Annotated in this window: 11 protein-coding genes; 5 read left to right on the forward strand and 6 right to left on the reverse strand. The window is 70.3% G+C overall.

Features of this window, described 5'->3' with window-relative positions:
• The first annotated feature begins 309 nt into the window (after positions 1–309).
• The 4 genes from GVN67_RS24725 (at position 310) to GVN67_RS24740 (ending at position 4,852) form a co-directional block, all read left to right on the forward strand.
• Positions 310–1,905, forward strand: coding sequence for a diguanylate cyclase (locus tag GVN67_RS24725; RefSeq protein ID WP_159999984.1), 1,596 nt, complete (start codon positions 310–312; stop codon positions 1,903–1,905).
• Between the two features lie 124 nt (positions 1,906–2,029).
• A complete protein-coding gene (gene ettA / locus GVN67_RS24730; RefSeq protein ID WP_159999985.1) occupies positions 2,030–3,709 on the forward strand; it encodes an energy-dependent translational throttle protein EttA in 1,680 nt (559 codons plus the stop codon).
• A 4-nt stretch (positions 3,710–3,713) separates the two neighbouring features.
• The gene (locus GVN67_RS24735; protein WP_159999986.1) at positions 3,714–4,247 is read left to right on the forward strand and encodes a GNAT family N-acetyltransferase; all 534 of its coding nucleotides are present in this window, start codon (positions 3,714–3,716) and stop codon (positions 4,245–4,247) included.
• A gap of 209 nt (positions 4,248–4,456) precedes the next feature.
• Positions 4,457–4,852 (forward strand): hypothetical protein, encoded by a 396-nt coding sequence (locus GVN67_RS24740; protein ID WP_159999987.1) that lies wholly within the window; start codon positions 4,457–4,459, stop codon positions 4,850–4,852.
• Positions 4,853–5,125: 273 nt separating this feature from the next.
• On the opposite strand, the gene GVN67_RS24745 is transcribed toward GVN67_RS24740, so the two are convergent.
• From GVN67_RS24745 to GVN67_RS24760, 4 genes are read right to left on the reverse strand one after another with little or no spacing between them, the layout of a single operon-like run.
• On the reverse strand, positions 5,126–5,932 hold the full coding sequence (locus tag GVN67_RS24745; RefSeq protein WP_159999988.1) for an ABC transporter permease: 807 nt from the start codon (positions 5,930–5,932) through the stop codon (positions 5,126–5,128).
• Between the two features lie 2 nt (positions 5,933–5,934).
• Positions 5,935–6,780, reverse strand: coding sequence for an ABC transporter permease (locus tag GVN67_RS24750; protein ID WP_159999989.1), 846 nt, complete (start codon positions 6,778–6,780; stop codon positions 5,935–5,937).
• A 60-nt stretch (positions 6,781–6,840) separates the two neighbouring features.
• Complete coding sequence (locus GVN67_RS24755; protein WP_159999990.1) at positions 6,841–8,115, reverse strand: PotD/PotF family extracellular solute-binding protein; 1,275 nt, start codon at positions 8,113–8,115, stop codon at positions 6,841–6,843.
• Between the two features lie 53 nt (positions 8,116–8,168).
• Positions 8,169–9,155 carry an ABC transporter ATP-binding protein gene (locus GVN67_RS24760; RefSeq protein ID WP_159999991.1) on the reverse strand — a complete coding sequence of 329 codons (987 nt, stop codon included), beginning with the start codon at positions 9,153–9,155 and terminating at the stop codon, positions 8,169–8,171.
• Positions 9,156–9,417: 262 nt separating this feature from the next.
• Here GVN67_RS24760 and GVN67_RS24765 point away from each other — a divergent pair, with 262 nt between their 5' ends.
• Positions 9,418–10,395 carry a hypothetical protein gene (locus tag GVN67_RS24765; RefSeq protein WP_159999992.1) on the forward strand — a complete coding sequence of 326 codons (978 nt, stop codon included), beginning with the start codon at positions 9,418–9,420 and terminating at the stop codon, positions 10,393–10,395.
• A gap of 78 nt (positions 10,396–10,473) precedes the next feature.
• Here GVN67_RS24765 and GVN67_RS24770 read toward each other — a convergent pair whose 3' ends face one another.
• Entirely contained in the window at positions 10,474–11,103 is a 630-nt protein-coding gene (locus GVN67_RS24770; protein WP_159999993.1) for a phospholipid-binding protein MlaC, read from the reverse strand.
• A gap of 178 nt (positions 11,104–11,281) precedes the next feature.
• Complete coding sequence (locus GVN67_RS24775; protein WP_159999994.1) at positions 11,282–12,088, reverse strand: VacJ family lipoprotein; 807 nt, start codon at positions 12,086–12,088, stop codon at positions 11,282–11,284.
• Between the last annotated feature and the right edge of the window lie 19 nt (positions 12,089–12,107).

Genomic DNA, 12,107 nt, shown 5'->3' on the forward strand with positions numbered 1-12,107 from the left:
GGGCGCCAGGGGGGCGCCAGGCGCGGCCCGAACCTGCCGGCCCGATCGCCCGTCGACGGAAAAAGCCTTGCGCAGGACAGGCATGCGCCCGGCAGCTTTGCGCGGCCGCCGACCGGGGCGCTGCCTGGCCTGGGCGGCCCCGCCCCGCCGCCCCGGCAGGAGCTTCGCTGCCCTGGGCGGCAGCGCAGACAAAGATGCCGCGGGGGACCGGTCCGCACGGCCCTTGCCTCTGACCTCAACTTTGCGCGAGATGCCGCGACAACCCCCTTCAGCCCCGCTCTCCCGGCGCTGCCCCCTCCAGGAGTCGCCGTGTCCGCCAGCCTGCCGCTGCCGCGCCCCGATCGCATCTTCGGCAGCCTCCGGCCGCCGCGGCGCCTGACCGCCGCCGGGCACCGCGCCACCGCGCAGGCCGCGCCGGGCTGGGCCGCCGGCCGCTCGCTGGGCTTCTGGATGGGCGCCAACCTGGCCGTCCTGCTGGCCTATCTGGCGCTGGGCTGGGCGGTGGGGCGCTTCTTCGCCGCCTTCGGCCTGTTCCCGGCGCCGATCTGGCTGCCGGCGGGGCTGGCGGCCACCGCCGCCATGCTGGGCGGCTGGCGGCTGCTGCCGGGCATCTTCCTCGGCTCCTTCGCGGTGAACGCGGCGGTGTTCGAGGGCGGCGCGGCGCTGGCGGCGGTGATCTCGCTGGGCAATGCGCTGGGGCCGCTGGCCGGCGCCCGGCTGACCCGGGCCTTCCGGCCGGCGACCGGCCTGTTCACCCGCTTCCGCGGCGTCGTCGCCTTCCTGGCCGGCGCCGTGCTGCTGCATGCCGCCATCACCGCCAGCATCGGCAGCCTCGGCTTGTGGTGGCTGCAGGGCGTGGCGCTGGACGAGCTGCCGGCCCAGGCGGGGCGCTGGCTGCTCTGCGATGCCGGCGGAACCTTCTACTTCGCCCCCTCGCTGCTGCTCTGGCTGCGGGTGGAGCGCACCCCCGACAGCGGCGCCGGCCCGCGGCTGCCGCTGCTGGACGGCGCCGTCTGGCTGGGCACCGCGCTGCTCGGCGCCGGCCTCTTCGCGCTGAAGCTGCCGCCCGGCCTGCCGGCGGCGCAGCTGGTCTTCCTGCTGGCGGTGCCGCTGTCCTGGATCGCGCTGCGGATCTCGCTGCGCGCCGCCTACACGCTGCTGACGCTGCTCTGCGTCATCGCCTCGGCCGGGACGGTGGCGGGGTTCGGCCCCTTCCAGAATGGCGGCGGCGGCAATCCGATGCTGTCGGTCGGCATGCTGATCGTGCTCTGCGCCATGAACGTGTTGACCCTGCAGGCGCTGGTCAGCGAGCGGCGCGAGGCGGAGGCGGCGCTGGCCGAGGCCAATCACGGGCTGGAGGCCCGCGTCGCCGAGCGCACCGAGGCGCTGCGCCGCCAGGCCGAGACCGACGGGCTGACCGGCATCGCCAACCGCCGCAGTTTTCTCGATCAGGCGGCCACCGCGCTGCGGCGGCAGCAGGCGGGGGGTGGGCCTTTCGCCCTGGTCGCCTTCGACCTCGACCATTTCAAGGCGATCAATGATGGCGCCGGCCATGCCGCGGGCGATGCCGTGCTGCGGCTGGCGGCCGAGCGCTGCGCCCCGCGCCTGGCCGCGGGCGCGCTGTTCGGCCGGCTGGGCGGCGAGGAGTTCACCATCGCCGTGCCCGGCGCCGACCTCGCCGAGGCGATGGCCCTGGCCGAGCGGCTGCGCGGCGTGCTGGCGACCATCGTCCTGCCCGCGGCCAGCCTGTCGGCGCCGATCCCCGGCCGCCGCCGGCTGACCGCCAGCTTCGGGGTGGCCGAGGCCGGGCCGGGCGACGCCTCGCTGGAGGCGCTGCTGAAGCGCGCCGACCTCGCCCTCTATGCCGCCAAGGCGGCCGGACGCGACCAGGTCCGCGCCGGTTGATCCCGCCGACGCGGGGGAGCCGCGCAACCCTTACGCTTGGCGCGCGGCCCGGCGCTGGCTAGAACCGCCCCTGACCTTCTTTCGCCGACGCCCTTCCGACCTTCCGCCCGGGGATCCCGCTGACATGGCCGCTCACCAGTACGTCTACGTGATGAAGGATCTCACCAAGTCCTACCCGGGCGGGCGCGAGATCTTCAAAGGCATCACCCTGTCCTTCCTGCCCACCGCCAAGATCGGCGTGCTCGGCCCGAACGGCGCCGGCAAGTCGACGCTGATGCGGATCATGTCCGGGCAGGACAAGGAATATGGCGGCGAGGCCTGGGCGGCGGACGGCATCAAGATCGGCTATCTGAGCCAGGAGCCGCAGCTCGACGCCAGCAAGACGGTCGGCGAGAACGTCATGGAGGCCTTCGGCGACCTCAAGGGGCAGCTCGACCGCTTCAACGAGATCTCCATGCTGTTCGGCGAGGAGATGACCGAGGAGCGGATGAACGAGCTGCTGGCCGAGCAGGCCGAGCTGCAGGAGAAGATCGACGCGGCCGAGGGCTGGGACCTCGACCGCACCATCGACATCGCCCTCGACGCGCTGCGGGCGCCCACCGCCGACAGCGGCGTGACCACGCTGTCGGGCGGCGAGCGCCGCCGCGTCGCGCTGTGCAAGCTGCTGCTCGAGAAGCCCGACCTGCTGCTGCTCGACGAGCCGACCAACCACCTGGACGCCGAGAGCGTGTCCTGGCTGGAGAAGACGCTGCGCGAGTTCCAGGGCGCCGTGCTGATCGTCACCCACGACCGCTACTTCCTCGACAACGTCACCAACTGGATCCTCGAGGTCGATCGCGGCCGCGGCATCCCGTATGAGGGCAACTACTCCGCCTACCTGAACGCCAAGCGCAAGCGGCTGCAGCAGGAGGAGAAGGAGGAGAGCTCGCGCCAGCGCCAGCTGGCCGAGGAGCAGGAATGGATCGGCCGCTCGCCCGCCGCGCGGATGTCGAAGTCGAAGGCGCGTATCGCGGCCTATGAGGACCTGCTGCTCAAGAGCCAGGACCGCGCGCCCGACCCGACCGAGATCCAGATCCCGCCGGCCCCCCGCCTGGGCAACACGGTCATCGAGGCCAGCGAGCTGCGCAAGGGCTTCGGCAACGAGCTGCTGATCGACAACCTGTCCTTCAAGCTGCCGCCCGGCGGCATCGTCGGCGTCATCGGCCCGAACGGCGCCGGCAAGTCGACGCTGTTCAAGATGATCACCGGCAAGGAGACGCCGGATGCCGGCACGCTGAAGGTCGGCGAGACCGTCAGCCTGGGCTATGTCGACCAGAGCCGCGACACGCTCGACGACAAGCGCACCGTCTGGCAGGAAATCTCCGACGGCCAGGACATGATCATGATGGGCAAGCGCGCGGTGCCGAGCCGCGCCTATGCCGCCGCCTTCAACTTCAAGGGCGGCGACCAGCAGAAGCCGGTCGGCGTGCTCTCCGGTGGTGAGCGCAACCGCGTCCACCTGGCGAAGATGCTGCGCAACCCGCACAACGTCATCCTGCTCGATGAGCCGACCAACGACCTCGACGTCGACACGCTGCGCGCGCTCGAAGAGGCGCTCGTCGAGTTCGCCGGCTGCGCCGTGATCATCTCGCATGATCGCTGGTTCCTCGACCGGCTGGCCACCCACATCCTGTCCTTCGAGGGCGACAGCCACGTCGAATGGTTCGAGGGCAACTACCAGGCCTACGAGGCGGATCGACGTCGACGCCTCGGCGCGGCGGCTGACCAGCCGCACCGGATCAAGTACCGGCCGCTCACCCGGTAACGCCATGGATGGCCTTTCGCGGGTGGAATCCCCGCAGACGGTGCGCACGTCGCGGCTGACGCTGCGTCCCGTCGGCCCGGCCCATCTGGCCGATCTCACCGCGTTGAAAGGCGACGAGGCCGCCTTCGGGCTGATGCTGAACGGCATCCGCCCGCCGGAGGCGGTCGCCCGCGAGCTCGCGGAAGACCAGGCCTTCTGGGCGCGGCATGGCTACGGCACCTGGGCGGTGCATTTGGCCGGGGACGACGCCTTCCTCGGCATCGTCGCCCTGTCGGAGCGCCCGGATGGCCGCGGCGTGGCGCTGCGCTTCGCGCTGTGGCCGCATACCCGCGGCCGTGGCTATGCCCGCGAGGCCGCCCGCGCCGCCATCGACTTCGGCCATGGCCAGGCCAGGCTGCCGCGCATCATCGCCATCGCGCGCGAGGACAACCTGGCCTCCCGCGCTGTGCTGGAGGATCTCGGCCTGAAGGCGGTCGAGGATTTCCCGCGCGATGGGGTGCGCATGCTGGTCTATGAAAGCCGCCGCGCCCCGGGCTGATCCGCCGCATTCTGCCCCAATTTCGCCGTAATTGAACGCCGCGCCCCAAGCTGGAGCGCGGCGTTTCCATGTGTGCCCAATGGGTTACAGGGGGTGACGAAGAGATGAAATAAGGCGCGCCTGCCCTATTTGTGGTGGAAATGAGGCGAGGGCGGCGATATCGAGGGGGCAGGGAAGGCAAACGGGCCAGGCGTATCGAGGAGGCCCGGATGATTCTGTCGCGATATTTCGGCATGGCCCTGCTGGCCGGCCTGCTGGCGCTCGCTGGCGCCCCGGCGGCACAGGCGCAGGACGATGCCGGCTATTCCCTGCGCGCGGCCTTCGGCGGCGCCGTGCCCTTCGCCCGCAAGGATTCCTACGTGGTGGCGAACCTGGTCGGCCAGAAAGGCGGCAAGGTCGCGGTGGCCAGCACCCTGCCGCTGTCCAGCCTGCGCAGCCCGATCTTCGACGCCCGCCCGCAATACGTGCTGGGCGGCGATATCGCGCTGGGCCGCTTCGGGCCGGGCGACCTGTCGCTGGACGGCCAGATCGCCGCCGGCGCCGAGCGCCTGCCGGACGAGCCGCGGCCGTTGCTGGGGTTGGCGCGGATCAGGTTGGTGTTTTGAAGAGAAGGCTTTTCGGAGAAGGCTTCTGAAGCAGCAGGGGCTCCGCCCCTGCACCCCGCCGGGGTGATAGTATCACCCCGGACCCCGCCATCTGTTGGCGCCATGAGGCCTGAGGCGGGACGCTGCAGGGGATTATTATAATAATTTCCGCCTGCGCCGGGTCGCCTCGGCGACTTCATAGTTCCACGCAAAATGAATGTGGGGGCCTGGGGGCATTCAATGCCCCCAGATTCTTCTCTTCAGAATCGCTTCTCTGAAAAAGAAGACTTTCCTTCAGATCCCTCTCTTCTTCCCCATCAGCCGCATCCCCAGCATCGCCCCGCCGATGACGAGGAAGGACACCGCGGTCGACATGGTGCCGAGGGCGTAGAGCACCGGGGTGGTGACGGTGGTGGTCATCCCAAGGATCTCGAGCGGCAGGGTGTTGCCGCTGCCGGCCGTCAGCAGGGTGCGGGCGAATTCGTCGAAGGACAGGGTGAAGCCGAACAGCGCGATGCCCACCACGCTGGGCGCGATGATCGGCAGCACCACGTGCCAGAAGGACTGCCAGGGCGTCGCGCCCATGTCGCGGGCGGCTTCTTCCCAGCTGCGGTCGAAGCGGTTGAAGACGGCGAACATGATCAGCAGGCCGAAGGGCAGGGTCCAGGTCAGCTGCGCCCCGAAGGCCGAGCTGTACCAGGCCGGCTCCCATTCCATCAGGTTGAACATCAGCCCGATGCCCAGGCTGACCAGCAGCGAGGGCACGATCAGGCTGGCCACCGTCAGGTAGAACAGCGTGGTGCTGCCGGCGAAGCGGCGGCGGAAGGCCATGCCCGCGGCCAGCGAGACGACGACGGTGGTCGCCGTCACCATAGCGGCCAGCAGCAGGGTGCGGGTCATGGCGGCGCCCAGGTCGCCCACCGCCTGCGGCTGGAACAGCCGCACGAACCAGTGCAGCGACACGCCGTTCATCGGAAAGGTCAGGCCGCCGTCAGGTCCTTGGAAGGACAGGATGGTGATGGTCAGCGTGGGGCCATAGAGAAACAGCATGAAGGCGCCGAACAGGGTGCCGAGCAGGAGGCGGGCGACGCGGCCGGGCATGGTCAGAGCTCCCGCCGGATATCGACGACGCGCAGCATGGCGGCGACCACCAGCAGCACCATCAGCAGCAGGCCGACGGCGTTGGCCGCGGCGGCGGGGTACTGCATGGCGCTGTACTGGTTGCTGATCATCAGCCCGACCGAGGCGCTCTGGCCGCCGCTCATCAGGCGCACGGTGGCGAAGTCGCCCATCACCAGCACGACCACGAAGATGCTGCCGATGCCGATGCCCGGCTTGGTCAGCGGCAGGATGACGCACCACAGCGTCTGCCAGAAGCTGGCGCCGGCGTCGTGGGCGGCCTCCAGCAGGCGGCGGTCGATGCGCATCATGGTGTTGAAGATCGGCACCACCATGAACAGCGTGTAGAGGTGCACGAAGGCCAGGATCACCGAGAAGTCGGAGAACAGCAGGAATTCCAGCGGCCGGTCGATGGCGCCGATGCTGATCAGCGTGCTGTTCAGGATGCCGTTGCGCCCGAGGAAGGGCACCCAGGCGATCATGCGGATCAGGTTCGAGGTCCAGAAGGGCACGGTGCAGAGGATGAACAGCACCATCCGCAGCGCCTGGTTCTGCACCACGAAGGCCAGGAAATAGGCCAGCCAGAAGCCCAGGCCCAGCGTCACTCCCCAGGTGATGCCGGCGAAGTAGACCGTCTTCAGATAGGTCTGCCAGGTGACCGGGGAGGTGAACAGCTCCTGGTAGTTGGTCAGCACGAAGGCCGGGATCAGGCTGAAGGCGTCGTAGTCGTAGAAGCTGACGACGACCAGCATGCCCACCGGCACCAGCAGGAAGACGGCCAGCACCAGCGCCAGGGGCGCGGTCTGGATCCAGGGGAAGAAGCGGGTCATCGGCGCTCCGGGCCAGCGATAGGACGGGCGGGGGGTAGGGCCCCCGCCCGCGGCGTCAGATCAGGCGGCGATGAACTCGTTCCATTTCTGGACCATGTAGCGGTCCTCGCCCATCACCGAGTTCCAGCAGACGACGCGGCCCATGCGCTCCTGGAAGGAACCGCCGTCGCGCACCGCGCCGGTCTTCTCCATCACCTTGCCGTCGGGGGCGATGATGTCGCTGGAGGCGGGCTTGCCCTCCATCCAGTAGCCCCACTCGTTCTCGGTCATGAAGGTCTTGGCCGTGTCCAGCACCGCCGAGTAGTAGCCCTGGCGGTTGAGGAAGGCGCCGACCCAGCCCGAGAGGTACCAGTTCAGGTATTCATAGGCCGCGTCCAGCTGCAGGCCGGAGAGGTGGCGCATCAGCCCGAGGCCCGAGCCCCAGGCGCGATAGCCCTCGGCCAGCGGCTGGTAGGTGCAGGGGATGCCGCGCGAGCGCACCGCGGTCACGGCGGGCGACCACATCGACTGGATGACCACCTCGCCCGAGGCCATCAGGTTGACGCTCTCGTCGAAGCTCTTCCAGAAGGCGCGGAACTGGCCGGCGCGCTTGGCCTCGATCAGGAAGGCGACGGTCTTGTCGATCTCCGCCCGCGTCATGTTGCCCTTGTCGGCGTATTTCACCAGCCCGGCGCTCTCGGCGACCATGGCGGCGTCCATGATGCCGATGCCGGGGATGTTCAGGATGCTGGCCTTGCCCTTGAAGGCCGGGTCCAGCAGGTCGCGCCAATGGGTGATCGGCCGGCCGACCAGGTCGGGGCGGATGCCCAGCGTGTCGGCGTTGTAGATGGTCGGCAGCAGCGTCATCAGCGGCGTGCGCTGGCTGGCGAAGGTTTTCGCCGTCGCATTCTCGACGAAGCCCACCGAATAGGGGCTGGTGCCCTGGGCCACGACGCTGGAGGGCGTCAGCTTCCCCGTGGTGAAGATCGGCACGATCTTGTCGGCCAGCTTGATCTTCGTGGTGTCGATCGGCTGCATCACGCCGGTCGGATAGACCTTCTTGATGCTGAAATACTCGATGTCGGCGATGTCGAAGCTGCGCGACTGGGTCGCCGCCCGCTGCGCGACCGCGTCGGTGTCGGTGACGGTCAGCTGCAGGTTGAAGCCCAGGTCCTTCTTCACCTGCTCGGCGATCGGGTTCAGGCCGGAGACGCCGGTGCCGAGCTGGCGCAGCGTGATGTTGCGGATGTTCTGCGCCCAGATCGTCGGGAAGCCGGTGACGGCGCCGCTGCCCAGCGCCGCGCCGGCCAGGGCCAGCGCGCCGCGGCGGGTGATCGATGTCTTCTTGTCGGTCATGGTGAACGCGCTCCTGTCAGGCAGGCCGGGATTGGCGGGCGGGGGGTGGTTCGTCAGGCGTCCTCGGGCAGGGGATGCGCGTCCTGCGCCTCCCAGCCGAGGGAGGCGGCATCGCCCGGGGCGACCGGGGCGGCGTGGAAATGCGCGTCGGTCAGCACCGCCTCGGCGGCCTGGCCGTCGGCCAGCGCCAGGACGACCCGCACCGCGGGCCCCTGGTATTCGACGGCGGTGACGCGGCCGGGCAGGCCGGGGGCGTTCTCGCCCGGGGCCAGCCAGCTGCGGTCGGTGCGCACGGCATAGCGCCCGCCCTGGAAGCGCAGCACGTTGTGGCCGCCGATGAAGCGGGCGACGAAGGCGCTGGCCGGCCGCTCGAAGATCTCCCGCGGCGGCGCCGCCTGGGCGATGCGGCCATGGTCCATGACGACGGCGATGTCGGACAGCGCCATCGCCTCCTCCTGGCCATGCGTCACATGGATGAAGGTGATGCCGAGCTCGCGCTGCAGCCGCTTCAGCTCCTCGCGCATCTGGCCGCGCAGGAAGGGGTCGAGCGCCGAGAGCGGCTCGTCCAGCAGCAGCACCTTCGGCCGGGTGATCAGCGCGCGGGCCAGCGCCACGCGCTGCTGCTGCCCGCCCGACAGCTGCGCCGGCAGCCGCTCCGCCATTTTTTCCAGCTGCACGAGGCGAAGGTACTCGCCGGCCTTCGCCAGCCGCTCCGCCTTGCCGACGCCGCGCATGCGCAGGCCGAAGGCAATATTCTCCAGCGCGGTCAGGTGCGGGAACAGGGCATAGGACTGGAACATCATCGCCGTGCCGCGTTCGACCGGCGCCAGGTCGGTCACATTGCGCCCGGCCAGCAGGATATCGCCGGCCGAGATCGCCTCATGCCCCGCGATCATCCGCAGCGTGCTGGTCTTGCCGCAGCCGGAGGGGCCGAGCAGGCAGCAATAGCTGGCCGGGGGGATCGCCAGTGAGATCCCGTCCACCGCGACGGCGCCACCATATCGCTTGGTGACGCTGATCAGTTCCACATCCGCGCGCAATCGCCTGGCCTCGTTTCCGGATCGTTTCCCGGAAGCATTATGCAAGCAGCGCACCAGGGCAGGGCAATCCGCTTTCCGGCCGCCAGGGCGCCTGCGCGGAACCGGCTGCCTCCACCGGGGGCAACCCTGGCCTGGGCTGCCTGTCGCATCGGCAATCTTGCCACATGGTGGGAATCCGTCGCCTTGTACGACGTATTATCCCCTATTCTGATGATGCCCTCAGGAGGTGAACCGGCTGCAATCAAACCAAGGAGAGCGCATCATGCCGGACGCGACGCTGACCACGGGCCTCGTTGCCCATCTGGATCTGTCGGATCGCCGGGGCCTGGCCGAGGCGCTGGACGATCTGGTGGAGCAGGCCTGGGAACCGGGCTGGGCCCCCTACGCGCTGCGGCGCCTGGTGGGGCTTTGCGCACGCTTGCGCAACGACAACGACATCACCGGCTGGGCCGAAGCCTGCGCCCTGCTGCGCACCCATCCGGTGCAGCGGCTGATGCTGGAAGACCCGCTGGTCGCCGAAAGCCAGGGCGCCTATGGCCCGCTGGCCGCCACCGGCCCCTGCGCCACGGTGCTGGACCTGCTGCTGGAGCACGACTCGGCCGCCGGCCTGGTCGGCCGCCTGTCGCGCGCCGGGCGCGACCTGTTCACCGCCACCACCGAGCTCGGCTACCCGGCGGCGCTGCGGGCGCAGACCCGCTTCCTGGCCCGCGTCGTCGACGGCATGGCCGAGCGGCGGCCGCAGCTGGAGGTGCTGACGCTGGGCGCCCACCATCTGCGCGAGGCCGGGCTGGTCACCGCCGGCCATGCGGTGGCGCGCTGGGTGGCGCAGGAATCCGAGGCCGAGACGCTGGGGCGGCTCCGCCGCGGCCTGCCGCCGGGCCTGCCGGTGCGGGGCCTGCGCTGCGGCCTGGCCTATTTCGTCCGCCGCCCCTATCTGCGCGGCTGCTTCGACCTGATCATGGTGCCCGAGATGCCGGCGACGCCGACGCCCGAGGCGCTGGTGGATGCCGCCTTCGCCGCGCTGAAGCCAGGCGGCGTGCTGCTGGTCGGCAGCGCCGCCGAGGCGCCGATCGAGGCGGCCTGGATGGAAGCCTATCTCGGCTGGCAGCCGCGCTGGCGCGAGGCCGGGGAGATGGAGGCGCTGCTGGCGGTGCCGCCGGCCCGCGACCTGGTCCGCAGCCAGGTCTTCCACAGCCTCGACGCCCGCCGGGTCTATGCCCGCTTCGAACGCCGCGGCTGATCCCTGCTCTCGTCGTCATGAAAAAGGCCGGCCCCCAGGCGGGGGACCGGCCTTTTCCTTGGGCGATGGCCCGGCGGGTCAGCGGCCTTCGCGGGCCGCCAGCTGGGCAATCTGGTTGCGCATGGCGTCCAGCAGCGGCGCCACCTTGCCGCCATTGCGGCTGATCACCGCCGAATATTCGCTGCGCTGGGTCAGCCGCAGCGAGGTGCCCTCGGCGATCACATCGACCACCTTGGGCTGGCCGCCGACATCGCCCACCCGCCAGTCCAGGCTGAAGGCGGCGGAATTCGGCCGCTCGATGATGGTGTTGACCAGCGCATCGTCCTCGGTGCGCTGCTGGCTGCGGCCCAGGCTGAAGCGCACGCCCTCATACTCGCCGAAGCGGGCGGAGAGGTTGCGGATCAGCGTCTCCTCGAACAGCTTCATGTAGTCCTGCTGCTCGGCCGGGGTGGCGGTGCGCCACCAGCGGCCCAGGATGAAGCGGCCGACGCCGTCGACGTCGACGGCCTTGCGCAGCACGGCGGCGACGCGCTGGCGGCGAGCGGCCACGGCCTGGTTGGCATTGATCACGCCCACCAGCTCCTGGCCCGTCGCCTCGACGAAGCCGGCGGCGCGGGTGATGTCCATCTCCGCCCGGGCCGGGCGGGCGCCAAGGGCGAGAAGGGCAGGGGTGGCCAGAGCGGTGGCCAGCAGGGAACGGCGAAACATCCGGTTCGGTCTCTTCTCAAAGGGCCAGGCCAGCAGCCCGCTGCCAGGAGCGGGCCGCGCGTCGTGGTCCATGTTCAACGGCGCTGCTCGCGCCTGGGATTAGGCGGCGCGCTGCGCGCCTGAGGCTCGACGGCGCGTTCCGCGCCTGGGGCTCGACGGCGCATCGCGCGCCTGGGGGTCAGTTGCGCGGCGGCGCCTGGATGCCGGCGCCGGCGCCGAAGCCGGTGCCGGTGGCATTGGCCGGGGCGGGCCGGTCGCCGCCATTGCGGATTTCCTGCGCGCGGCGCTGGCGGTAGGCGCTGCGCAGCGTGGCATAGGGGTCGAGGCTGGTCTCGTTGACGGCGTCGATCGCGTCCAGCAGCCCCTCCCGCGTGTCGACGATGGTCAGGCCGGTCTGCACCCAGCCCAGCGTCTCCAACGTGTTGTCGCCATTGGCCACCACCCAGGTGATCGGGTTGGCGGCAAGGTCAACACCAAACCCCAGAAGGTCGCGCGGGTTGCTCGGGCCCAGCACCGGGATGAAGATGAACGGCCCTTCGCCCAGGCCCCAGACCGCCAGGGTCTGGCCGAAATCCTCGGAATGCGGCGGCAGGCCGAAATCCTTGGCGACGTCGAAGATGCCGCCGATGCCCAGGGTGGTGTTCAGCAGGAAGCGGCCCAGCGTCTCGCCGAAGCGCTGCGTCTCGCCCTGCAGGCCGTCATTCAGCAGGATGACCGGGCTGCGCAGATTGGCCAGCACGTTGCGGACGCCGCCGCGCACCGGCTGCGGGATGACGAAGCGATAGGCCTGGGCGACGGGGCGCAGCAGCACCGTGTCGATGCCGTCATGCACCGTATACATCGCGCGGTTGAAAGGCTCGGCCGGGTCGTTGTTCTGCTCGTACTCGGCCACGGCCTCCGGCTCGTCCGCCGGCGGCCGCGTGGCGCAGGCGGACAAGGCCAGGAAGCCCAGCAGCAGGAGGAGCGGGCGGCGGAGGGAGGTCATGGGCTCGGCGTTCCTGGGG

This window comes from Roseomonas sp. 18066 (assembly GCF_902706185.1).
Lineage (GTDB): Bacteria > Pseudomonadota > Alphaproteobacteria > Acetobacterales > Acetobacteraceae > Pseudoroseomonas.